Below are 23,236 nucleotides of genomic sequence, written 5' to 3' on the forward strand. Positions count from 1 at the left end.
CTAGGGGCGTACCCGCCAGCCGTACACTGGGCGGGGACTGCTGGCACTCCCCTGCGGTGAGTGCCAGGCAGACGACGAAGACACCGAACGAACCGAACGACCGACCAGCTGGAGGTGGTGCGAGATGCTCAGCGAACGCAGACTTGAGGTGCTGCGCGCCATCGTCCAGGACTACGTGGGCACCGAGGAGCCCGTCGGCTCCAAGGCGCTCACCGAGCGGCACAAGCTCGGTGTCTCACCGGCCACCGTCCGCAACGACATGGCCGCCCTGGAGGACGAGGGTTTCATCGCCCAGCCTCATACGAGCGCCGGGCGCATCCCGACGGACAAGGGCTACCGCCTGTTCGTCGACAAGCTCGCGGGCGTCAAGCCCCTGTCGTCGCCCGAGCGCCGCGCCATCCAGAACTTCATGGACGGAGCGGTCGACCTCGACGACGTCGTGGCCCGTACGGTCCGGCTGCTCGCGCAGCTGACCCGGCAGGTCGCCGTCGTGCAGTACCCGTCGCTGACCCGCTCGACGGTGCGGCACGTGGAACTGCTCGCGCTGGCTCCCGCCCGCCTGATGCTCGTGCTCATCACGGACACCGGCCGGGTCGAGCAGCGCATGATCGACTGTCCGGCACCCTTCGGCGAGACGTCCCTGGCGGACCTGCGCGCCCGGCTCAACAGCCGGGTCGTCGGGCGCCGCTTCGCGGACGTACCGCAGCTGGTGCAGGACCTTCCCGACTCTTTCGACAAGGAGGACCGAGGCACCGTTTCGACGGTCCTTTCCACCCTCCTGGAGACTCTGGTCGAGGAGACCGAGGAGCGTCTGATGATCGGCGGCACCGCCAATCTCACGCGCTTCGGACATGATTTCCCCCTCACCATCCGGCCGGTGCTGGAGGCGCTGGAGGAGCAGGTCGTGCTCCTCAAGCTGCTTGGTGAGGCAACGGACTCGGGCATGACTGTACGAATCGGTCACGAGAACGCCCATGAAGGGCTCAGCTCCACGTCCGTCGTCGCAGTCGGCTACGGTTCGGGCGACGAAGCAGTCGCGAAACTCGGCGTGGTCGGACCGACCCGCATGGACTACCCCGGAACGATGGGAGCGGTACGCGCAGTGGCACGTTACGTCGGACAGATCCTGGCGGAGTCGTAAGTGGCCACCGACTATTACGCCGTACTAGGCGTACGCCGCGACGCTTCCCAGGATGAGATCAAGAAGGCATTCCGGCGGCTGGCGCGCGAGCTCCACCCGGACGTGAATCCCGATCCCAAGACGCAAGAGCGCTTCAAGGAGATCAACGCCGCGTACGAGGTGTTGTCGGACCCGCAGAAGAAGCAGGTCTACGACCTCGGCGGCGACCCGCTTTCGCAGGCGGGCGCCGGAGCCGGCGGCTTCGGCCAGGGTGGCTTCGGGAACTTCTCGGACATCATGGACGCGTTCTTCGGTACGGCGTCGCAGCGTGGGCCGAGGTCGCGTACGCGGCGCGGCCAGGACGCGATGATCCGGCTGGAGATCGACCTCAACGAGGCGGCCTTCGGTACGACGAAGGACATCCAGGTCGACACGGCTGTGGTGTGTACGACGTGTTCGGGCGAGGGCGCCGCGCCCGGCACCTCCGCCCAGACCTGTGACATGTGCCGCGGTCGCGGCGAGGTCTCGCAGGTCACCCGGTCCTTCCTGGGCCAGGTCATGACTTCGCGGCCCTGCCCGCAGTGTCAGGGCTTCGGCACGGTCGTACCGACTCCGTGTCCGGAGTGCGCCGGTGACGGGCGCGTGCGCTCGCGCCGGACGCTGACGGTCAAGATCCCGGCCGGTGTCGACAACGGCACGCGGATCCAGCTCGCGGGTGAAGGCGAGGTCGGCCCCGGTGGCGGCCCCGCCGGCGACCTGTACGTCGAGATCCACGAGCTCCCGCACGCGGTGTTCCAGCGGCGCGGCGACGACCTGCACTGCACGGTCACCATCCCGATGACGGCGGCCGCGCTGGGCACGAAGTGCCCGCTGGAGACGCTCGACGGGGTGGAGGAGATCGACGTACGTCCGGGCACGCAGTCGGGGCAGTCGATCCCGCTGCACGGGCGCGGCATCACGCACCTGCGGGGCGGTGGCCGCGGCGACCTGATCGTGCACGTGGAGGTGCTGACTCCGTCGAAGCTGGACCCGCAGCAGGAGGACCTGATGCGCCAGCTCGCGAAGCTGCGCGGCGAGGAGCGTCCCACGGGTCAGTTCCAGCCGGGGCAGCAGGGGTTGTTCTCGCGCTTGAAGGACGCGTTCAACGGGCGGTAGGCGCTTGGCGGTCTGGCCGGGGTCCGGGGGTTGTCCCCGGGGGATGCAGTCAGCCGGGGCAGCAGGGGTTGTTCTCGCGGCTGAAGGACGCGTTCAACGGGCGGTAGACGCTCGCTTCCGAGACGGCCGAAGCCTCGATTCGGTGCAGTGCGGAGGGCATGAAACTATGCGTTCATGTCCTCCGCACTGACCGATCTTTGCCGTTATCCGATCGTGCAGGCCCCCATGGCGGGCGGCGCCTCCAGTCCTCAGCTCGTCGCCGCCGTCTGCGAGGCCGGCGGTCTCGGGTTTCTTGCCGCCGGGTACAAGACCGCGGACGGCATGTACGAGGAGATCAAGCAGCTGCGGGGGCTGACCGGCCGTCCCTTCGGCGTCAATCTCTTCATGCCGCAGCCGAGCCATGCCGACCCGGCCTCCGTCGAGGTCTATCGTCACCAGCTCGCCGGCGAGGCCGACTGGTACGACACCCCCCTCGGGGAACCCGACAACTGCGCCGACGACGGCTACGAAGCCAAGCTGGCCATCCTCATCGACGACCCCGTCCCCGTCGTCTCCTTCACCTTCGGCTGCCCCACCCGCCCCGTCCTCGACGCCTTCGCGAAGGCCGGCACGCTCACCGTCGTGACCGTCACCACGCCCGAAGAGGCCCAGATCGCGCAGTGGACCGGCGCCGACGCCGTGTGCGTACAGGGCATAGAGGCCGGTGGCCACCAGGGAACGCACCGCGACGATCCCAAGAACGACGGCACCGGCATCGGTCTGCTGTCCCTGGTCGCGCAGGTACGCGAGACCGTGCAGCTGCCGATCATCGCGGCGGGCGGCGTGATGCGCGGTGCGCAGATCGCCGCGGTCCTCGCGCTGGGCGCAGACGCGGCGCAGCTCGGCACGGCGTTCCTGGTGTGCCCGGAGTCCGGTGCGAACGTCCTGCACAAGCAGGCCATGACCAATCCGCTGTTCGTACGCACGGAACTCACCCGGGCGTTCTCGGGACGCCCCGCACGTGGCCTCGTCAACCGCTTCATGCGCGAGCACGGGCCGTACGCCCCCGCCGCCTATCCGCAGGTGCACCACATCACCTCCGGCCTGCGCAAGGCCGCGGCCAAGGCGGGCGACGCCCAGGGCATGGCGCTGTGGGCGGGGCAGGGGCACCGGATGGCGCGCGAGATGCCGGCCGGGCAGCTGGTCGAGGTCCTGGCCGCCGAGACCGACGCGGCGCGGGCGGCGCTGGCGCTGCGGGGCGCGGGCGGTGCGGCATGACGGCGCCGGTGTTCGTCGTGGACGCAGTACCGGCGAAGGGTCAGTTCGTACTCGACGGTCCGGAGGGGCGGCATGCCGTCTCGGTGCGGCGGCTGCACGCGGGGGAGCACGTCGTACTGACGGACGGGCTCGGTACGGGCGCGGCGGCCGTGGTGCTGGCGGCCGCAGGCAAGGACCGGCTCGTCGTCGAGGTGACGGACGTGACGGCGGAGCCGGAGCCGGAGCCGCGCATCACCGTCGTACAGGCGCTGCCCAAGGGCGACCGGGGTGAGGTCGCCGTCGAGACGATGACCGAGACCGGCGTCGACGCGATCGTGCCGTGGCAGGCGTCCCGGTGCATCACGCAGTGGCGCGGTGACCGGGGCGCGAAGTCCCTCGCGAAGTGGCGGGCCACGGCGCGGGAGGCCGGCAAGCAGTCGCGCAGGCTGCGCTTCCCGGAGGTCGGGGAGGCGCTGACGACGAAGCAGGTCGGTGCGCTGCTGGCTGCGGCGGACTTCGCGGCCGTCCTGCACGAGGATGCGTCGGCGGGAGGCAGTGAGGCGCTGGCCACCGCCGGGCTCCCCGAGGCGGGTTCCATCGTGCTGGTGGTGGGGCCGGAAGGGGGCGTGTCGCCGGAGGAGTTGGCGTTGTTCGCCGAGGCGGGGGCGAAGCCGTACCGGCTGGGGAGCAGTGTGCTGCGTACGTCGACTGCGGGTACTGCGGCGGCGGCGCTGCTGCTGGGGCGCACGGGGCGCTGGTCCTGAGGCGGAGGCTGGGGCAGGCGCCCTGCGGGGCTTTTCCCCTACCCGCCCCTTCCCGCTGTGACACATTGCGGCTCCGCCGCGTGAGGACACGCCCGCAAGGCGTCTGTGTGGTCCGGGGGCTGGGGCGGAGCCCCAGTTTGCTCAAGTGCCCGTGCCATTGGGCGGATAGCATGCGGCCATACTTGATCGGTATCGGTACATCCTGATCCAGCCGCATTCGAGGAGGCCAGGACCATGGCGGGACAACCGCAGGCAGACTGCCTGTTCTGCAAGATCGCTTCGGGCGAGGTGCCCGCGGACGTCGTCCGTGAGACCGCCACCACCGTCGCGTTCCGCGACATCAACCCCCAGGCGCCGACGCACGTCCTGGTCATCCCCAGGGTGCACCACCCGGACGCCGCCTCGCTGGCCGCCGCCGAGCCGCAGGTCCTCGCTGACCTGCTCACCGAGGCGGGCAACGTCGCCGCCGACGAGAAGGTCGACCGCACCGGCTACCGCGTCATCTTCAACACGGGCTCCGGAGCGGGCCAGACCGTCTTCCACGCGCACGCCCACGTCCTCGGCGGACGCGGCCTCAACTGGCCCCCCGGATAAGGCAGCCCCTGTGTCCGCACGAGAACTGGTCGTCCTCGGCACCGCCAGTCAGGTCCCCACCCGCCACCGCAACCACAACGGCTACCTCCTGCGCTGGGACGGCGAGGGCATCCTCTTCGATCCCGGCGAGGGCACCCAGCGCCAGATGCTGCGCGCCGGCGTGGCCGCGCACGACATCAACCGGATCTGCGTCACCCACTTCCACGGTGACCACTCCCTCGGCCTCGCCGGAGTGATCCAGCGGATAAACCTCGACCGCGTCCCGCACCCCGTCACCGCGCACTACCCGGCCAGCGGCCAGCGCTTCTTCGACCGGCTGCGGTACGCCACGGCCTACCGCGAGACGGTCCTGCTGAACGAATCGCCGGTCGCCGCCGACGGGCCGGTGGCCAACGGGCCCTCGTACGTCCTCGACGCGGTCAAGCTGTCGCACCCCGTCGAGTCGTACGGCTACCGGCTCACCGAGCCCGACGGGCGCCGCATGCTGCCCTCGCGGCTCGCCGAGCACGGCATCAAGGGGCCCGACGTCGGCCGCATCCAGCGCGACGGGCAGCTCGGGGGTGTCTCGCTCGACCAGGTCAGCGAGGAGCGGCGCGGGCAGCGTTTCGCGTTCGTCATGGACACCAGGCTCTGCGACGGCGTGTACGCCCTCGCGGAGGGCTGCGACATGCTCGTCATCGAGTCGACGTTCCTTGACGAGGAGGTGCTGCTGGCGGCTGAGCACGGCCACCTGACGGCTGGTCAAGCCGCCCGCATCGCGCATGAAGCCGGCGTACGCCACCTCGTCCTCACCCACTTCTCGCAGCGCTACAACGATCCCGAAGCCTTCGAACGGCAGGCCCGCGCGGCCGGTTTCGACGGCGAACTGACCGTCGCCGCCGACCTGCTGCGGGTCCCTCTCCCCAAGCGTCACTGAGCGCCACTGAACGAGAAGACGTCCCCCCATGCACCTCCCCAAGGCTGAACTCCACCTCCACATCGAAGGCACTCTCGAACCCGAGCTGGCCTTCGAGCTCGCCGCGCGCAACGCCGTGGTGCTGCCCTACTCCACCACCGAAGAGCTGCGCCGCGCCTACCTCTTTGACGACCTCCAGTCCTTCCTCGACCTGTACTACGCACTGATGGCGGTCCTGTGCACCGAGGACGACTTCGACCGGCTCGCCGACGCCTACCTGGCGCGGGCCGCCGCACAGGGCGTACGGCACGCCGAGATCTTCTTCGACCCGCAGGCGCACACCGCGCGAGGGGTGGACATCGGTACGGTCATCGAGGGGCTCTCCCGCGCCCTGGACCGCAGCGAGGAGCGGCACGGGATCTCCACGCAGCTGATCATGTGCTTCCTGCGCGATCAGTCCGCCGAGTCCGCGCTTCAGACGCTGGAGGCCGCCAGGCCGTACCTGCACCGGATCTCGGCCGTCGGCCTGGACTCGGCGGAGGTCGGGCACCCGCCGTCGAAGTTCCGGGAGGTGTACGAGGCTGCCGGGGCCCTGGGGCTGCGGAAGGTCGCGCACGCGGGGGAGGAGGGCCCGCCGGCGTACATCTGGGAGGCGCTGGACATCCTCGGCGTCGAGCGCGTCGACCACGGGCTGCGTTCCATGGAGGACCCGGCGCTCGTGGAGCGACTGGTGCGCGACCGGGTGCCGCTGACGCTGTGTCCGCTGTCGAACGTACGGCTGCGGGCCATCGACATCCTGGAGCAGCACCCCTTGCGCGAGATGATGGAGGCCGGGCTGCTGGTCACTGTGAACTCCGACGACCCCGCCTATTTCGGGGGCTACGTCGGCGACACGTTCCACGCGGTGCACGAGGCGCTCGGTCTCGGGCAGGAGCAGCTGCGCGAGCTTGCCCGTAACTCCTTCCTGGCGGCCTTCCTGGACCACGACGAGAAGCGCAGGGAGGCGTATCTCGCGGAGGTCGACGCGTACGTCTTCTGAGCGGACTTGGTGACGAACGTTGACGCCCTTGGGGCGCCTCCCTACGCTGCATTCTCATACGTGGACGTCGTCTACATGTGGAGATGAGCTGTTGTGGCGGACCTGACCATTGCCGACGTCCGGCTGACCCCCGTCCTCATCTGCGACCCACCCCTCCTCAACGTCCAGGGCGTACACCAGCCGTACACGCCACGCCTGGTCGTCGAGGTGGTCACGGCGGACGGGATCACCGGCGTCGGCGAGACGTACGGCGACACCAAGTACCTCGAACTGGCCCGCCCGTACGCCAATCTGCTGCCCGGCTACTCGGTCGCGGATCTGAACGGACTGTTCACGCTCGCGCAGCGGGTCGGCGTCGACCACGCGCGCGTGGAGCACGCCATCGACGTCGGCGGGTTGCGCGGCGTACAGACGGCGGACAAGCTGCGGCTGTCCGTCGTGTCCGCCTTCGAGGTGGCGTGCCTGGACGCGCTCGGGAAGGCGTACGGGCAGCCTGTGCACGCACTCCTGGGCGGCAAGGTGCGCGATCAGGTCGAGTACAGCGCGTATCTCTTCTATCGCTGGGCCGCGCACCCCGGCGGGGCGGGCGAGAGCGACGACTGGGGCGCCGCGCTCGACCCGGCGGGGATCGTCGCGCAGGCGCGGCGGTTCGTTCGCGAGCACGGCTTTCGTTCGTTCAAGCTCAAGGGCGGTGTCTTTGAGCCCGAGCAGGAGATCGCCGCCGTACGGGCGCTCGCCGAAGCGTTCCCGGGACAGCCACTGCGGCTGGACCCCAACGGCGCCTGGACGCCGGAAACCTCCCTGAAGGTCGCGGGCGAGCTGGCAGGGGTCCTCGAATACCTGGAGGACCCGGCACTCGGGACAGCCGCCATGGCGGAGGTGTCCGCCGGGACGGACGTTCCGCTCGCCACCAATATGTGCGTAACGACCGTTCCCGAGATCCGCGAGGCGTTCCTCACCGACGCCGTGCAGGTGGTTCTCTCCGACCACCATTACTGGGGCGGTCTGCGGGCCACCCGCGAACTGGCCGCGATCTGCCGGGCCTTCGGCGTCGGCCTGTCCATGCACTCGAACACCCACATGGGGATCAGCCTCGCCGCGATGACCCACGTCGCCGCCACCGTCCCCAACCTCGACCACTCCTGCGACAGCCACTACCCCTGGCAGACCGAGGACGTCATCACCCGCCGCCACATCTTCACCGGCGGCCGGCTGCCCGTCTCCGACGCCCCCGGGCTCGGTGTCGAGCTCGACCGCGACGCCCTGGACCGGCTGCACCGACGCTGGCTCGACGAGGCGTCGTACGGCGCGATGCGTGAGCGCGACGACGCCGCCGCGATGCGCAGGGCGGAGGGGCACGGGGCATGGCAGGCGCCCGCCCTGCCCCGCTGGTAGACCACCGGCCGGCAAGTCTCCGTCGTATTGCCGCGAGCTCCCATGGGCGCGTATCGGGCACACTGGCCTGAATCCGCACCACATCACAGGAGCGCAGGGTGAGCACGGTGAGAAAGCACGCAGCGGCCACAGACATCAGTCGGCAGCAGGACCAGGCCACGCACCTCGACCCCCTGGACGGGCTCCGCGCGCCCGACGGCCCCTGCTGCGATGTGTTCCTCACCGGAACGGTCTTCCTCGACATCATCTTCACCGGCCTCGACAGCGCCCCCGTCCGCGGCACCGAGTCCTGGGCACGCGGCATGGGCTCCAGCCCCGGCGGCGTGGCCAACATGGCCACCGCGCTGGCCCGCCTCGGACTGCGTACGTCGCTGGCCGCCGCCTTCGGCGACGATCACTACGGCGAGTACTGCTGGGACGCGCTGGCCGACGGCGAAGGCATCGACCTGCGCATGTCACGGACGGTCCCCGGCTGGCACTCACCGGTCACCGTCTCCATGGCGTACGAGGGCGAGCGGACCATGGTCTCCCACGGCCACGAGGCCCCGCCGCCCGCCGAACCCGGCCCCTTCCCCGACTGCCCGCCCCGCGCGCGGGCCGCCATCGCCGCCCTCACTCCCGGCCGGACGGAGGAGTGGATCGCGTCCGCCGCAGGCCGCGGCGCCAAGATCTTCGCCGACGTGGGCTGGGACGAGACGGGCCGCTGGGACCTCGCGGGCCTCACCGACCTGCAGCACTGCGAGGCGTTCCTGCCCAACGCCGAAGAGGCGATGCGCTACACCCGCACCGACTGCCCGCGCGCCGCCGCCCACGCCCTGGCCGAGAAGGTGCCGGTCGCGGTCGTCACGCTGGGCGCGGAGGGGGCGTACGCCGTGGACGGCTCGACCGGGGAGACCGCTGAGGTCCCCGCCATCGCCGTCGAGGCACTCGACCCGACCGGTGCCGGCGATGTCTTCGTCGCCGGATTCGTCACCGGTACGCTCGCGGGCTGGCCCCTCGCCGACCGCCTCGCCTTCGCCGGGCTGACCGCCGCCCTGTCGGTGCAGGAGTTCGGCGGATCGCTGTCGGCGCCCGGCTGGTCGGAGATCGCGGCCTGGTGGCAGCAGGTGCAGGCCGTCGACGGGCAGGACCCGCAGGCACTGCGCCGGTACGCCTTCCTCGACGGACTGCTGCCCACGGCGGGCGCCCGCGTGTGGCCGCTGCGCCGGGCGGTGCCGACGATCGGCTTCCGCAGGCCGGCGTGAGGCCGTGTGGGGCCCCCATGAGCCCCCCTTGAGGCCTGCGCAGTGCCCGCGCAAGGCCCACGCAGGCGGCGCGTAACCGCTCAGTAACCGACTGCCGGACTGCGCCCGAAAAGCCTTCGGTCTTGTCAGTGCACCGACGTAGGCTTGGTGTTCCAGAGGTTGTCGAGCAGCGAGAACCCTGCAACGGGAGGTATGTGCAGGCCACAGTGCCGGCCCATGACTCAGACACCCACACAGCCGCAGGCCCGCGCCCAGTTCACCGTGCCGGACACGCACCCCATGGTGATGGTTCTGGGTTCCAGCGATTCCCTGTTGCGCGTGATCGAGAACGCCTTCCCCGATGTGGACATCCACGTCAGGGGGAATGAGGTCAGCACGGTCGGCGACCCGACGGAGGTCGCACTGGTCCAGCGCCTGCTGGCCGAGATGATGCTGGTGCTCCGCACCGGACTGCCGATGACGGAGGACGCAGTGGAACGCTCGATCGCCATGCTCAGAGCAAGTGAGAACGGGGATGTCCTGGACGAGACCCCGGCGGAAGTTCTCACCCAGAACATCCTTTCCTCGCGCGGTCGCACCATTCGTCCCAAGACGCTCAACCAGAAGCGGTACGTCGACGCCATCGACAAGCACACCATCGTTTTCGGCATCGGCCCCGCCGGTACGGGCAAGACCTACCTCGCCATGGCCAAGGCGGTCCAGGCCCTGCAGTCCAAGCAGGTCACCCGGATCATCCTGACCAGGCCGGCGGTGGAGGCGGGCGAGCGCCTCGGCTTCCTCCCGGGCACGCTCTACGAGAAGATCGACCCGTACCTGCGGCCGCTCTACGACGCTCTGCACGACATGCTCGACCCGGACTCGATCCCGCGCCTGATGGCTGCGGGCACGATCGAGGTGGCCCCGCTGGCATACATGAGGGGCAGGAGCCAACCGATCTTCACTAATGTGCTGACGCCGGATGGCTGGCGCCCCATCGGTGACCTTCAGGTGGGCGACCTGGTCATCGGGTCGAACGGCGAGCCGACTCCGGTCCTGGGTGTGTATCCGCAGGGCGAGAAGGACATCTACCGCGTCTCGGCCCAGGACGGCTCATGGACACTGTGCTGTGGTGAGCACCTGTGGACGGTGCGGACGGCCTCGGACAAGCGCCGGGACAAACCGTGGCGGGTCCTGGAGACGAAGGACATGATCGGCAACCTGCGGGCCGCGCACGCCCGTCGCTATGAGCTGCCGATGCTCACGGCACCCGTGGCCTTTCCTGAGCGCGAGGTCCCTATTGATCCCTATGCCTTGGGACTTCTGCTCGGTGACGGTTGCATTTCACGAAAAAATACGCCTTCGTTCACCACAGCCGACCCGGAGCTCATCTCCGCGCTAGACACAGCGCTTCCCGGCATCAAAGTACGGTCGAGAGGAGGTTACGACTACCTCATCAACCGTGTGTCGACACCGAGCGACGTCAAGGGCAGCGTCCTGACGCATCCGCTGAAGCAGGCTCTGCGCGTCTTGGACCTGCTCGGCAGTAAGTCCTACTCGAAGTTCGTGCCGGATGACTACCTGTTCAACACGGCAGAGGTCCGCCTCGCCGTGCTCCAAGGGCTCCTCGACTCCGACGGCGGACCGATCGCCCAGAACGACCGCACTTGCCGCATCCAGTACTCGACCGTGTCGATCGTCCTGCGGGACGACGTGATCGCGCTTGTCCAGTCCCTGGGCGGTGTCGCCTACACCAGGCGCCGCCGGGCCGAGGACCGGAAGCAGGGCAGCGCCCTGGGCGGCCACAAGTACGACTCACACGTCGTGGACATCCGTCTTCCCGAGGGCATCGAGCCCTTCCGCCTCACCCGCAAACGCGAGAAGTACCACGCCGCCGGCGGCGGAGGCCGCCCCATGCGCTTCATCGACAGCATCGAACCCGCAGGCCGTGAGGAGGCGGTATGCATCCAGGTCGCGGCCGAGGACTCGCTGTACGTCACCCAGGACTACCTGCTGACCCACAACACCCTGAACGACGCGTTCATCATCCTGGACGAGGCGCAGAACACCAGCGCCGAGCAGATGAAGATGTTCCTGACGAGGCTCGGCTTCGACTCGAAGATCGTCGTCACGGGTGACGTCACGCAGGTCGACCTGCCGGGCGGGACCAAGAGCGGTCTGCGGCAGGTCCAGCACATCCTGGAGGGCCTCGACGACGTCCACTTCTCCCGGCTCACGTCGCAGGATGTCGTACGGCACAAGCTGGTCGGCCGTATCGTCGACGCGTACGAGCAGTACGACGACAGCCAAAACGGGCTGTGACTTTGAACCAGGGGTAGATCCAGCACCATGTCGATCGACGTCAACAACGAATCCGGCACCGAGGTCGACGAGCAGGCGATTCTCGACATCGCCCGCTACGCACTCACCCGGATGCGGATCCACCCGCTCTCCGAACTGTCGGTGATCGTCGTGGACACGGCCGCCATGGAGCAGCTCCACATCCAGTGGATGGACCTCCCGGGCCCGACCGATGTCATGTCCTTCCCGATGGACGAACTGCGTCCGCCGTCCAAGGACGACGAGGAGCCCCCGCAGGGGCTCCTCGGTGACATCGTGCTCTGCCCCGAGGTCGCCAAGAAGCAGGGCGAGGACGCGGACACGCAGCACTCCATGGACGAGGAGCTCCAGCTCCTCACCGTCCACGGCGTGCTGCACCTGCTCGGTTACGACCACGAGGAGCCGGACGAGAAGGCCGAGATGTTCGGCCTCCAGGCGGCCATCGTGGACGGCTGGCGAGCGGAGAAGGGCCTGACCGGTCCGTCCCCCGCGCCGACCGTTTCATGACCGCCCAACTGATCACCGGCGCCGTCCTGCTGGTCGTGGTCGCCTGGCTGGCGGCCTGTGCGGAAGCGGGCATCGCCCGTGTCTCCACCTTCAGGGCCGCCGAGGCCGTACGCTCGGGCCGGCGCGGCGGCGCCAAGCTGGCCCAGGTCGCCTCCGACCCGACCCGCTACCTGAACGTCGCGCTGCTGATACGCGTGGCCTGCGAAATGGCCGCCGGTGTCTTTGTCACGTACGCCTGCCTGCGCGAGTTCGACGAGACCTGGGAGGCGCTGGCCATCGCCATCGGCGTGATGGTCCTCGTCTCGTACGTCGCCGTCGGCGTTTCCCCTCGCACCATCGGCCGCCAGCACCCGATGAACACGGCCACCGCTTCCGCGTACGTCCTGCTGCCGCTCGCCCGCGTCATGGGCCCCATCCCGCAGCTGCTGATCCTCATCGGCAACGCCCTCACCCCCGGCAAGGGCTTCCGCAAGGGCCCGTTCGCCAGCGAGGCCGAGCTGCGCGCGATGGTCGACCTGGCCGAGCAGGAGTCCCTGATCGAGGACGACGAGCGCCGCATGGTGCACTCCGTCTTCGAGCTCGGCGACACGCTCGTACGCGAAGTCATGGTCCCCAGGACCGACCTCGTTTCCATCGAGCGCTTCAAGACGATCCGCCAGGCCCTCACCCTGGCCCTGCGCTCCGGCTTCTCCCGTATCCCGGTGACCGGTGAGAACGAGGACGACATCGTCGGCATCGTCTACCTCAAGGACCTGGTCAGGAAGACCCACATCAACCGCGAGTCGGAGGCCGATCTGGTCTCCACCGCGATGCGCCCGGCCGTCTTCGTCCCCGACACGAAGAACGCGGGCGACCTGCTGCGCGAGATGCAGCAGGAGCGCAATCACGTCGCCGTCGTCATCGACGAGTACGGCGGCACGGCCGGCATCGTCACCATCGAGGACATCCTCGAAGAGATCGTCGGCGAGATCACGGACGAGTACGACCGTGAACTGCCGCCCATCGAGGAACTGGACGACGGCTGCTACCGGGTGACCGCCCGGCTCGACATCGGCGACCTCGGCGAGCTCTTCGGCTTCGACGAGTACGACGACGAGGACGTCGAGACCGTCGGCGGACTGCTGGCCAAGGCGCTCGGCCGGGTGCCGATCGCGGGCGCGTCCGCGACCGTGGACCTGCCCGACGGGCGCTCGCTGCGCCTGACCGCCGAGTCCCCGGCCGGCCGCCGGAACAAGATCGTCACGGTACTGGTGGAGCCGGAGCAGAGGGAGGCGGCATGACGCCGCAGGAGCTCAGGGCGTTCTGTCTGGAATTCAACGCGGCGACGGAGGAATTCCCCTTCGGCCCCGAGACATCGGTCTTCAAGGTCCTCGGAAAGCTCTTCGCGCTCTGCGCGCTGGACGGCGACCCGCTGACGGTCAACCTCAAGTGCGAACCCGAGATCGCCGCCCAACTCCGCGAGGAGCACGACGCGATCGCCCCCGGCCGGCACATGAACAAGCGCCACTGGAACACGGTCACCGTCGACGGCCGGCTCCCGGACCGCATGGTCCGGGAGCTGATCGAGGACTCGTACGACCTGGTGGTGGCCGGTCTCCCGAAGGCGGAGCGCCTGCGGCTCGACCGGGCCTGACGCCTACTGGTCCTTGGCCCGGCTCGTCCGCAGGCCGATGCCCACCAGGACCGCCGCCACCAGCACGAGCGCCGCGTCCACGGCGAGCACGGTGCGTACGCCGTCGAAGAGCGCGCCCTGGGTCGTGGCCAGCACACCGAGCAGCGGAATGCCGACCGTGAGGCCGACCTGCTGGGTGGTGGTGACGAGTCCGGTCGCCAGACCCTGCTCCTCGTCCGGCACCCCGGACGTGACGATCAGGCCGTACGAGATGATCGCGCCCAGGTGGCACATGCTGGCCAGCGAGACGGCGGCGGCCGCCAGCAGCGCCCCCGACCCGGTGCCGATGCCCAGCAGCGCGGCGATGAACAGGCCCTGGCCGAGCAGCGAGCCGACCAGGGTGCGGCGGGCGCCGATGCGGCCGATGAGCTTCGAGGCGTACGTACCGGCGACGGCCGACATCGCACCCTGGACGCCGAAGATCAGACCGGTCTGGAAGGCGGAGAGCTTGAGCACTTCCTGGAGGTAGAGGGTCAGGACGAAGATGACCGTGCTCATCATCGAGAAGGTGACCAGGCCGCCCAGATTGCCCCAGGCCACGGTCCGGCGCCGCAGCATCGGCAGCGAGACGAGGGGCGCCGCGGCACGGGACTCGACGTACACGAAGGCGGCGAGGAGCGCGATGCCCGCGACCAGGGTGACGAGGACGTCCGCGCCGCCGAAGCCGCGCTCGGCCGCCGTCGACAGGGCGTAGATCAGGGCCAGCAGACCGGCGGTGACAGTGACCGCGCCGGGGATGTCGAGGCGCGGGCGCTCGGGGTGGCGGGACTCCGACAGCAGGCCCGGCGCCAGTACGAGCACGATCACGGCGGCGACGGCCAGCAGGCCCATCGTGGAGCGCCAGCCCAGGGTGTCGGTCATGACACCGCCGAGCAGCATGCCGACGGTGAAGCCGAGCGAGAGCAGCGTGCCGCTGATCCCCAGCGCCCGGTCGCGCTGCGGGCCTTCGGGGAACGTGGTGGTCAGCAGCGACATGCCGGTCGGCACGATCGCGGCCGCTCCGAGGCCCTGGAGGGCCCGCCCGGCCAGGAAGGACGCCGGGCCCCAGGCGAAGGTGGCGAGGAGGGAGGCCGCGCCGAAGACGGCGAGGCCGGTGAGGAACAGTTTCCGCCGCCCGAACAGGTCGGCGATCCGGCCGAAGAGGAGCAGGAATCCGCCGGAGGGGAGAGCGAAGGCGGTGACTGCCCACTGGAGCCCGGACTGGCTCATGCCGAGGTCCTTGCCGAGGACCGGCAGGGCCACATTCAGTACGGAGAAGTCGAGGGCCACCATGAACTGGGCGGCGCACAGCACGAACAGGATCAGCTTGGCGCGGCGGGAGAGCTTGGGCGGTGTCGCCGTCTCTCCGGGGGCAGTTGAGCTGGGGACGGGGGTGTCGATTGCCATGGTCGACACCTTGCGGCCGCAGGAATAGCCGTGGGGAGCGGGAACTTATCCTGTTGGTGCAACCACCAGGCAGCCGCTGACAGGGGGAGTACGTGGCTACACCGGTCGATCTCAAGGCACACCGTCTCGGCGAACTGCGCGAGTTCCTCATGAGCCGGCGTGCCCGGGTCAGCCCCGCGGAGGCGGGACTTCCGGACGGCGGCGCGCGGCGGCGTACGCCCGGACTGCGCCGGGAGGAGGTCGCGGTGCTCGCGGGCGTCGGCGTCTCCTGGTACCAGTGGCTGGAGCAGGGCCGGGACATCACCGTCTCGGCGCAGGTGCTCGACTCGGTGGGGCGGGTGCTGCGGCTGAGCAGCGCGGAGCGTCGTCATCTGTACGTCCTGGCCGGACTCAACCCGCCCGCGCCGGAGGTTGATCCGCGCAATGCGGACATGTGCGAGGGGCTGCGCCGGCTGATCGACGCCTGGATGCCGTTCCCCGCGCACATCATGGACGCGTACTGGAACACGATCATGTACAACGACGCGGCGGGCGCGGTGCTGGGCATGCGGCCCGAGATCACCCAGAACTGCCTGGTGGCGTTCTTCACCGATCCGATCTACCGCTCCAGGGCGAAGAGCTGGGGCCAGAACGCCGCGCATGTCGTGGCCCAGTACCGGGCGGCGTGCTCGGACCGGCCGGACGACGAGGGCTTTCGCGCGGTCGTCGACGAGGTGAAGGAACTCTCGCCGGAGTTCGCCGAACTGTGGGAGCGGCGCGACATCGCGCCCGGCGGGCAGGTCCGCAAGGAGATGGAGCATCCGGTCGTCGGCACGCTCGTGGTGGAGTCGACCCAGCTGCGCGTGCCGGCCCGCCCCGACCTGACGATCGTGCTGCACACGGCGCTCCCGGACGCGGACACCGCGGCGAAGCTGGAGTGGCTGGCGTCACCGGAGGGGCGGCGCGGGTCGATGTACCCGGTCGCGGGCTGATCCGGCTTCCCTCCTTATGCTCTGGACATGACTGAGACCACGCCGAGCATTGAACTCGACCCTGAGGACCGCAAGATCATCACGCTGGCGCGCAGTGCGCGTGCGCGTAATGAGGTGGCGGAGGGGGCGGCGGTGCGGGACGAGACGGGGCGTACGTATGTCGCCGGGAGCGTTGACCTGGACTCCCTCAAGCTGAGCGCCCTGCGGACCGCGGTCGCGATGGCTGTGGCGAGCGGGGCGAAGTCGCTGGAGGCGGCGGCGGTGGTGACGGACGCGGACACGGCGTCGGAGGAGGACCGGGCGGCGGTGCGGGACCTGGGCGGTCCCGCGACGCCGGTGCTGGTGGCGGGGCCGGACGGGGTGCTGCGGGTGAGCGTGGCGGCGGGCTGACCGCTGGGCCCCTGGCCCCGGGACGCCCTTCGGGCGTGTCCTCAAACGCCGGACGGGCTGGATTTGCCGCGCGTCGGTTGGATCTTGCCGCTTGCGGCAAATCTCAGCCCCTCCGGCGTTTGAGGAGCGGGGTCTGGGGCAGCGCCCCAGATGCCCGCAGGGGCGCTCCCCGGCCGCACTGGTCGGCCCCGCCGCGTACATCGGGGAGAATGGCACGCATGAGCGCTCGCACCCAGTCTTCCGAGGCCCCCCACCGGGCCGGCTTCGCCTGCTTCGTCGGCCGCCCGAACGCGGGCAAGTCCACCCTGACGAACGCTCTGGTCGGCCAGAAGGTCGCCATCACCTCCAGCCGGCCGCAGACCACCCGCCACACCGTGCGCGGGATCGTGCACCGCCCCGAAGCTCAGCTGATCCTGGTCGACACCCCGGGCCTCCACAAGCCGCGCACGCTGCTGGGCGAGCGGCTCAATGACGTCGTACGCACCACCTGGGCCGAGGTCGACGTAATCGGCTTCTGCCTGCCCGCCGACCAGAAGCTCGGCCCCGGCGACAAATTCATCGCCAAGGAGCTCGCGGGCATCAGGAAGACGCCGAAGGTCGCGATCGTCACCAAGACCGACCTCGTCGACTCCAAGCAGCTCGCCGAGCAGCTCATCGCCATCGACCAGCTCTCCAAGGAGCTCGGCTTCGAGTGGCAGGAGATCGTCCCGGTTTCCGCCGTCGGCGACCTTCAGGTCTCGCTCCTCGCCGACCTGCTCATCCCGCTCCTTCCCGAGAGCCCGCCGCTCTACCCCGAGGGCGACCTCACCGACGAGCCCGAGATGGTGATGGTCGCGGAGCTGATCCGCGAGGCCGCCCTCGAAGGCGTACGGGACGAGCTGCCGCACTCCATCGCGGTCGTCGTCGAGGAGATGCTGCCCCGCGAGGACCGCCCGGCCGACAGGCCGCTCCTCGACATCCACGCGAACGTCTACATCGAGCGCCCCAGCCAGAAGGGCATCATCATCGGCCCCAAGGGCAAGCGCCTGAAGGACGTCGGTACGAAGTCGCGCAAGCACATCGAGGCGCTGCTGGGTACGCCGGTCTTCCTCGACCTGCACGTGAAGGTCGCGAAGGACTGGCAGCGGGACCCGAAGCAGCTGCGCAAGCTGGGCTTCTGAGTCAGCCCACGCCGGCTGCGAGGTCCTGCAGCCCGATGACCCGCAGCAGCTCCAGACGTTCGTACGCCTCCGTGCCCGCACGCACCGAGTGCGGCTTCCGCCCCCTGTACCCCTCAGTGTGGAGCGCCAAGGACGCGGGCGCGCTCCAGCCCGACGGCGGCCGTGGGCTCCGCGAGAGCTGTCGTCGTCACCCTCGCGCCCGCTGCCCGCGCAACGCATCCCGAAGCCAGCGGAACGACGTCTTCGGGGTCCGGGCCAGCGTCTCGTAGTCGATGTGTACGAGGCCGAAACGCTGGGCGTACCCCTCGGCCCACTCGAAGTTGTCCATCAGCGACCAGACGAAGTAGCCGCGTACGTCGACGCCCGCCTCCATCGCCCGGTGCAGCGCCCGCAGATGGCCGTCGAGGAAGGCGATCCGCTCCTGATCGTCCAGGCCGTCGTACGAGCAGCCGTTCTCCGTGATGACGACGGGCGGGAGCCGGTCGCCGTACCGTTCACGGAACGAGGTCAGCAGCTCGGTCAGCGCGTCGGGGACGACCGGCCAGCCGAAGGCGGTACGCGGGTGGCCCTCGATCTCCCGTACGGAGAACGGCATTTCCGGCGGTATCCCGATGCCCGCGAAGTCGGTCGGCGCGTCCGCGCCCGGAGCCCCGACCAGCGTCGGCTGGTAGTAGTTGATCCCGTACCGGTCGAGCGGCTGCCCGATGATGTCGAGGTCCTCGGCCACCGGGCCGGGCAGCATCTCGGCGATGCCGTCCGGATAGCGCCCCAGAAGCAGCGGATCGGCGAAGAGCCGGTTGAGCAGCAGGTCGTAGAAGTCGGCCGCGCCCCGGTCCTCGTCGCTGTCCGACGCCGCCCACACCGGCCCGTGCGAGTTCGCGATCCCGATGCTGTACGTGCCGCTCCTGGCCCGGCGCTGCTCAAAGAGTCGACACACCCCAGAGGAAGTTGGCAGGGAAGCGGGGCAGCGGGCGCGGCGGCGGCGTCGTCATGCAGAGATGCTCGGTACCGCCCGTAACCCTGTCAATGGTTACCTGCGTACCTCCTCGCGCGGTCCTACTCGGCCGCCGCCTCCATCGCCGTGCCGATGCGCCGGAAGCCCACCCGGGCGTATATCCGGGCGACCGCGTCGTCCGTCGCGGTCAGGAAGACCGTTTCGATGCCGCGTGAGCGTGCGTCCGCGGCCAGTGCCGCCGTGACCGCGACCGCCAGGCCCCGGCGGCGGGCCGACGGCAGCGTGCCCACGCCGACGATCTCGGTCGCCGTATCCACCGGGAGGTACTGGCCCGCGCAGAGCACCACGCCGTCCTCGACCGCGGCGGCCACGACGGACCGGCCGGCCAGGATCCGCTCCGCGACGCGCTCCACCGAGCCGCCGTCGTCGGCCTCCAGGGTCGCGATCATGGCGGCGAGTTCATCCGGTCCGGCCGTCCCCACCGCCGTACCGAGGTCGGCGAAGGCGAGGTGCGGGACGGCGAGCGCGCCCGGGAGCGCCGGGTCCTCGGCGGCGAGCAGGCGTACCAGCGGGTGCGGGGGCGCGGCGAGCCCGTCGTCCTCCAGGAGCATCAGCGGGCGCTCCCGCAGCGCCAGGCCGGTCTCCTCCAGGGCCCCGCCGAGGCCCGGAGTGGTCTCCGGTACCCACTCGAACGCCTCCGGTACGTCCAGCTCCCGCTGCCGCGCCCTGACCCGCTCCACATCGTCGGCGGTCGCCGGGGCGCCCGTCCATCCCAGCGTCGGCCGGGCGTAGTACGGGTAGCCCGAGCCGTCGCGTACGAACAGGGTCAGCGGCCCGAAGTCCTCGGCGCGGGCGATGGAGCGCGGTACGGCGTCGTAGTAGCGCTCGAGCCGGGTGAGGATGTCGGTGGTGGCAGAAGTCATCCGGGCATCAGATCATCCGGCAGGCGGCTTGCGCGCCTCCTTTTACGGCCCCTTGTTGACCCTAGGCCCCTTCCTTCAAGACCTGCGAGATGAGCCGGCTCTGCGCCTCGGTCAGTCGTGGATCCGCGCAGTAGACGGTCTTCCCGTCGATCGTGATCTGGTAGCTGAATCCGTCCGGTACGCCGATGGGCGGCGTGCCCCGGCCCTCGGCGGCCGCCTCCTCGGCCAGGGCGTGCCACTCGCCCGCGTCGGGCCGTCCCGAGGTGTCCACCTCCGCGTACCGCTCGATGCCGGCGAATCCGCCCGTACGCCTTACCCCAATTCGCATGGGTCCCGTTCTAGTACGGATGTGGCTCAGCCGGTAGGCACCCCGACCTGGGACCACGCTTTCAGCAGAGCCTCGTATTCGTCCCCTTCACCGAAACGGGCGTGCGCGGCGGCCGCGGTGGCGCGGGCGAAGTCGGCGAAGCTCGCGTCGACCTGAAGGGTGCCGGCGGTGAGCGTGTCGTACCAGATCTGGCCCGCGCCCTCCCACGCCTTGCCGCCGAGCGCGGTCGCCAGCAGGTAGAAGGCGTGGTTGGGGATGCCGGAGTTGATGTGGACGCCGCCGTTGTCCCGGCCGGTGCGGACGTACTCGTCCATCGTCGCGGGCTGCGGGTCCTTGCCGAGTACGTCGTCGTCGTACGCCGTACCGGGAGCCTTCATGGAGCGCAGGGCCACACCGGTGACGCGCTCGGTCAGCAGGCCCGCGCCGATCAGCCAGTCGGCCCGGTCGGCGGTCTGTTCGTTGACGTACTGCTTGACCAGGGAGCCGAAGACGTCCGACACGGATTCGTTCAGCGCGCCGGGCTGCCCGAAGTACGTGAAGTTCGCCGTGTACTGCGTCATGCCGTGAGCGAGCTCGTGGGCGATGACGTCCACGGGGAGGGTGAAGTCGCGGAAGATCTCGTCGCCGTCGCCGAAGACCATCTGCTCGCCGTTCCAGAAGGCGTTTCCGTAGTTCTCGCCGTAGTGGACGGTCGCGACGAGCGGCAGCCCGTTCCCGTCGATGGAGTCGCGCTCGAAGGCTTTCAGCAGGAGTTCGAACGTCGCACCCAGACCCGCGTACGCCCGGTTGACCGTCGCGTCCTGACCGGGCTCGTCGTCCTCGCCGCGCACTTTGATCCCCGGCAGTTGCTCGCGGTGCCGCGCGTCGTAGAGGGTGCGGTGCGGTGTGTTCGCGGGCGCGCCGCCGCGCGGCGCGGCGCCCGACGGTGCGCCGAGCACCGTGGTGAGCCGGCGATGGGTGCGCTGCGCGGCGTCCGCTTCCAGGGTCCGGCGGGCGGGGCGCGCGAGCGCGGGGTCCTCTGCCTGGGCGAGCTTGTCGAGGACGTGGGGCGGCACGATGGTGCAGAACACGGGGTGTGTGGCCTTCATGGCCGCAATGTGGCACTGGGTCACGCCAGTGTCACTAGTTGCGACCATGATTGATGAAATCGAGTGAAGGATCACTTTCGCCCGTTACTCGCCCGTTACCGGGGGAGCGGTCCCGCATACTGATACGGGACCGGCATTTCCGGCTCCTCTCGGCTAGGCTGCGGCACATCATGCGTTACGGGCTGCTCCTCCTTAGCTGCCGCGGCGAGGGTCTGTAGTTATAGGCCGACCCCCTCCCCGCGGAGTCTGGTGCTGCAGCGACACCGTCGGCCGTCCCCTTTGCAGGACACCGAGGAGCCCTACGCGATGAATGCCCCTGTTGGCCGCCCCACGCCGATCACCAACGCGACGCAGCTGCAGAAGCCGTCCGGGATGCCGGTCCACAAGTACGGCAAGTACGAGGCCGTGGACATCCCCGACCGCACCTGGCCGGACAACCGGATCACCAAGGCGCCCCGCTGGCTGTCCACCGACCTGCGTGACGGCAACCAGGCCCTGATCGACCCCATGTCCCCCGCCCGCAAGCGCGAGATGTTCGACCTGCTCGTACGCATGGGCTACAAGGAGATCGAGGTCGGCTTCCCGTCGTCCGGCGAGACCGACTTCAACTTCGTACGCTCCATCATCGAAGAGGGCGCGATCCCCGAGGACGTGACGATCTCCGTCCTGACCCAGGCGCGCGAAGAGCTGATCGAGCGGACCGTCGAGTCGCTGGTCGGCGCCCGCCGCGCGACCGTGCACCTCTACAACGCCACCGCCCCGACCTTCCGCCGCGTGGTCTTCCGCGGCTCCAAGGAGCAGGTCAAGCAGATCGCCGTGGACGGCACGCGGCTGGTCATGGAGTACGCCGACAAGCTGCTGGGCCCGGAGACGACCTTCGGTTACCAGTACAGCCCGGAGATCTTCACCGACACCGAGCTGGACTTCGCCCTGGAGGTCTGCGAGGCGGTCTGCGACGTATGGCAGCCGGAGGAGGGCCGGGAGATCATCCTGAACCTGCCGGCCACCGTCGAGCGCTCGACGCCGTCCACGCACGCGGACCGGTTCGAGTGGATGTCGCGGAATCTGTCCCGGCGTGAGTACATCTGCCTGTCCGTGCACCCGCACAACGACCGGGGCACCGCCGTCGCCGCCGCCGAGCTGGCGATCATGGCGGGCGCCGACCGTATCGAGGGCTGCCTGTTCGGGCAGGGCGAGCGCACCGGCAACGTCGACCTGGTGACGCTGGGCATGAACCTCTTCTCCCAGGGCGTCGACCCGCAGATCGACTTCTCGCAGATCGACGACATCCGCCGGACGTCCGAGTACTGCAACCAGATGGAGGTCCACCCGCGCCACCCCTACGCGGGCGACCTGGTCTACACCGCCTTCTCCGGCTCCCACCAGGACGCCATCAAGAAGGGCTTCGACGCGATGGAGGCCGAGGCAGCCGCCGCCGGCAAGACGGTCGACGACATCGAGTGGGCCGTGCCGTACCTGCCCATCGACCCGAAGGACGTGGGTCGCTCGTACGAGGCCGTCATCCGGGTCAACTCGCAGTCCGGCAAGGGTGGCATCGCGTACGTCCTGAAGAACGACCACAAGCTGGACCTGCCGCGCCGCATGCAGATCGAGTTCTCGCGGATCATCCAGGCCAAGACGGACGCCGAGGGTGGCGAAGTCACGCCGAAGGCGATCTGGTCGGTCTTCCAGGACGAGTACCTGCCGAACGCCGAGAACGCGTGGGGCCGAATCCAGCTGCGTTCCGGCCAGACCACGACCGACACGGACGGCCAGGACACGCTGACCGTCGAGGCGGTCGTGGACGGCGTCGACGCGGTGCTGACCGGTACCGGCAACGGCCCGATCTCGGCCTTCTTCGAGGCGCTGGGCGCGGTCGGTGTGGACGCCAGGCTGCTGGACTACCAGGAGCACACGATGAGCGAAGGTGCGAGCGCCCAGGCCGCGTCGTACATCGAGTGCGCGATCGACGGCAAGGTCATGTGGGGCATCGGCATCGACGCCAACACCACGCGCGCGTCGCTGAAGGCGGTCGTGTCGGCCGTGAACAGGGCCACGCGCTAGGCAATTCCATGCTCCGGTTGTGAAGCGCCGGGCG

At 69.7% G+C, this 23,236-nt stretch carries 22 protein-coding genes and 1 pseudogene; 17 read left to right on the plus strand and 6 right to left on the minus strand.

Annotated features, from left to right (window positions below):
- Positions 1 to 124 precede the first annotated feature (124 nt).
- From hrcA to J7E89_RS34770, 13 genes are all read left to right on the plus strand, one after another.
- Positions 125 to 1,141, plus strand: a complete 1,017-nt coding sequence (gene hrcA, locus J7E89_RS34710; protein WP_214979493.1) for a heat-inducible transcriptional repressor HrcA — start codon at positions 125 to 127, stop codon at positions 1,139 to 1,141.
- A complete protein-coding gene (gene dnaJ, locus J7E89_RS34715; RefSeq protein WP_214979495.1) occupies positions 1,142 to 2,275 on the plus strand; it encodes a molecular chaperone DnaJ in 1,134 nt (377 codons plus the stop codon).
- Positions 2,276 to 2,449: 174 nt separating this feature from the next.
- A complete protein-coding gene (locus J7E89_RS34720) occupies positions 2,450 to 3,532 on the plus strand; it encodes a nitronate monooxygenase (protein ID WP_214979497.1) in 1,083 nt (360 codons plus the stop codon).
- Complete coding sequence (locus J7E89_RS34725; protein WP_214979499.1) at positions 3,529 to 4,275, plus strand: 16S rRNA (uracil(1498)-N(3))-methyltransferase; 747 nt, start codon at positions 3,529 to 3,531, stop codon at positions 4,273 to 4,275. Before J7E89_RS34720 ends, J7E89_RS34725 begins: the two co-directional genes overlap by 4 nt.
- 234 nt (positions 4,276 to 4,509) lie before the next feature.
- Entirely contained in the window at positions 4,510 to 4,869 is a 360-nt protein-coding gene (locus J7E89_RS34730) for a histidine triad nucleotide-binding protein (RefSeq protein ID WP_214979500.1), read from the plus strand.
- 10 nt (positions 4,870 to 4,879) lie between these two features.
- On the plus strand, positions 4,880 to 5,785 hold the full coding sequence (locus J7E89_RS34735) for a ribonuclease Z (protein WP_214979502.1): 906 nt from the start codon (positions 4,880 to 4,882) through the stop codon (positions 5,783 to 5,785).
- A gap of 28 nt (positions 5,786 to 5,813) precedes the next feature.
- Entirely contained in the window at positions 5,814 to 6,803 is a 990-nt protein-coding gene (locus tag J7E89_RS34740) for an adenosine deaminase (RefSeq protein ID WP_214979504.1), read from the plus strand.
- A 93-nt stretch (positions 6,804 to 6,896) separates the two neighbouring features.
- Complete coding sequence (locus J7E89_RS34745) at positions 6,897 to 8,198, plus strand: glucarate dehydratase family protein (RefSeq protein WP_214979506.1); 1,302 nt, start codon at positions 6,897 to 6,899, stop codon at positions 8,196 to 8,198.
- Between the two features lie 107 nt (positions 8,199 to 8,305).
- A complete protein-coding gene (locus J7E89_RS34750; protein ID WP_308315703.1) occupies positions 8,306 to 9,442 on the plus strand; it encodes a PfkB family carbohydrate kinase in 1,137 nt (378 codons plus the stop codon).
- Between the two features lie 216 nt (positions 9,443 to 9,658).
- A complete protein-coding gene (locus J7E89_RS34755; RefSeq protein ID WP_214979508.1) occupies positions 9,659 to 11,740 on the plus strand; it encodes a PhoH family protein in 2,082 nt (693 codons plus the stop codon).
- Between the two features lie 27 nt (positions 11,741 to 11,767).
- Positions 11,768 to 12,265, plus strand: coding sequence for an rRNA maturation RNase YbeY (ybeY, locus tag J7E89_RS34760; protein WP_214979517.1), 498 nt, complete (start codon positions 11,768 to 11,770; stop codon positions 12,263 to 12,265).
- Positions 12,262 to 13,545, plus strand: a complete 1,284-nt coding sequence (locus J7E89_RS34765) for a hemolysin family protein (RefSeq protein ID WP_214979520.1) — start codon at positions 12,262 to 12,264, stop codon at positions 13,543 to 13,545. The genes ybeY and J7E89_RS34765 overlap by 4 nt, the downstream gene beginning before the upstream one ends.
- The gene (locus J7E89_RS34770) at positions 13,542 to 13,898 is read left to right on the plus strand and encodes an MmcQ/YjbR family DNA-binding protein (protein WP_214979522.1); all 357 of its coding nucleotides are present in this window, start codon (positions 13,542 to 13,544) and stop codon (positions 13,896 to 13,898) included. Before J7E89_RS34765 ends, J7E89_RS34770 begins: the two co-directional genes overlap by 4 nt.
- A 3-nt stretch (positions 13,899 to 13,901) precedes the next feature.
- On the opposite strand, the gene J7E89_RS34775 is transcribed toward J7E89_RS34770, so the two are convergent.
- Positions 13,902 to 15,323: an MFS transporter gene (locus J7E89_RS34775; protein WP_214979524.1), complete on the minus strand. Its 1,422-nt coding sequence runs from the start codon at positions 15,321 to 15,323 to the stop codon at positions 13,902 to 13,904.
- Between the two features lie 149 nt (positions 15,324 to 15,472).
- On the opposite strand from J7E89_RS34775, the gene J7E89_RS34780 reads away from it, so the two are divergent.
- The 3 genes from J7E89_RS34780 to era all read left to right on the plus strand — a co-directional run bounded on the left by J7E89_RS34780 (position 15,473) and on the right by era (position 17,844).
- Positions 15,473 to 16,294, plus strand: a complete 822-nt coding sequence (locus J7E89_RS34780) for a helix-turn-helix transcriptional regulator (RefSeq protein ID WP_214979647.1) — start codon at positions 15,473 to 15,475, stop codon at positions 16,292 to 16,294.
- 27 nt (positions 16,295 to 16,321) lie between these two features.
- On the plus strand, positions 16,322 to 16,684 hold the full coding sequence (locus tag J7E89_RS34785) for a cytidine deaminase (protein WP_214979526.1): 363 nt from the start codon (positions 16,322 to 16,324) through the stop codon (positions 16,682 to 16,684).
- Between the two features lie 218 nt (positions 16,685 to 16,902).
- Positions 16,903 to 17,844, plus strand: a complete 942-nt coding sequence (gene era, locus J7E89_RS34790; RefSeq protein WP_214979528.1) for a GTPase Era — start codon at positions 16,903 to 16,905, stop codon at positions 17,842 to 17,844.
- A 1-nt stretch (position 17,845) separates the two neighbouring features.
- On the opposite strand, the gene J7E89_RS41940 is transcribed toward era, so the two are convergent.
- The 5 genes and pseudogenes from J7E89_RS41940 to J7E89_RS34810 form a co-directional block, all read right to left on the minus strand.
- Positions 17,846 to 17,974: a hypothetical protein gene (locus tag J7E89_RS41940; RefSeq protein WP_285439322.1), complete on the minus strand. Its 129-nt coding sequence runs from the start codon at positions 17,972 to 17,974 to the stop codon at positions 17,846 to 17,848.
- 57 nt (positions 17,975 to 18,031) lie between these two features.
- Positions 18,032 to 18,748 (minus strand): annotated as a pseudogene (locus J7E89_RS34795) (family 1 glycosylhydrolase); the annotation flags it as partial.
- Between the two features lie 152 nt (positions 18,749 to 18,900).
- Positions 18,901 to 19,722 (minus strand): GNAT family N-acetyltransferase, encoded by an 822-nt coding sequence (locus J7E89_RS34800; RefSeq protein ID WP_214979530.1) that lies wholly within the window; start codon positions 19,720 to 19,722, stop codon positions 18,901 to 18,903.
- Positions 19,723 to 19,783: 61 nt separating this feature from the next.
- Entirely contained in the window at positions 19,784 to 20,050 is a 267-nt protein-coding gene (locus tag J7E89_RS34805) for a protealysin inhibitor emfourin (protein WP_214979532.1), read from the minus strand.
- Positions 20,051 to 20,076: 26 nt separating this feature from the next.
- The gene (locus J7E89_RS34810) at positions 20,077 to 21,138 is read right to left on the minus strand and encodes a M4 family metallopeptidase (protein ID WP_214979534.1); all 1,062 of its coding nucleotides are present in this window, start codon (positions 21,136 to 21,138) and stop codon (positions 20,077 to 20,079) included.
- A 306-nt stretch (positions 21,139 to 21,444) separates the two neighbouring features.
- Between J7E89_RS34810 and leuA the strand changes: the two genes are divergently transcribed.
- Positions 21,445 to 23,202, plus strand: a complete 1,758-nt coding sequence (gene leuA, locus J7E89_RS34815; RefSeq protein WP_214979536.1) for a 2-isopropylmalate synthase — start codon at positions 21,445 to 21,447, stop codon at positions 23,200 to 23,202.
- Positions 23,203 to 23,236: the final 34 nt, after the last annotated feature.

Origin of the sequence: Streptomyces sp. ISL-100, from assembly GCF_018614615.1 — a bacterium.
Classification (GTDB): domain Bacteria; phylum Actinomycetota; class Actinomycetes; order Streptomycetales; family Streptomycetaceae; genus Streptomyces.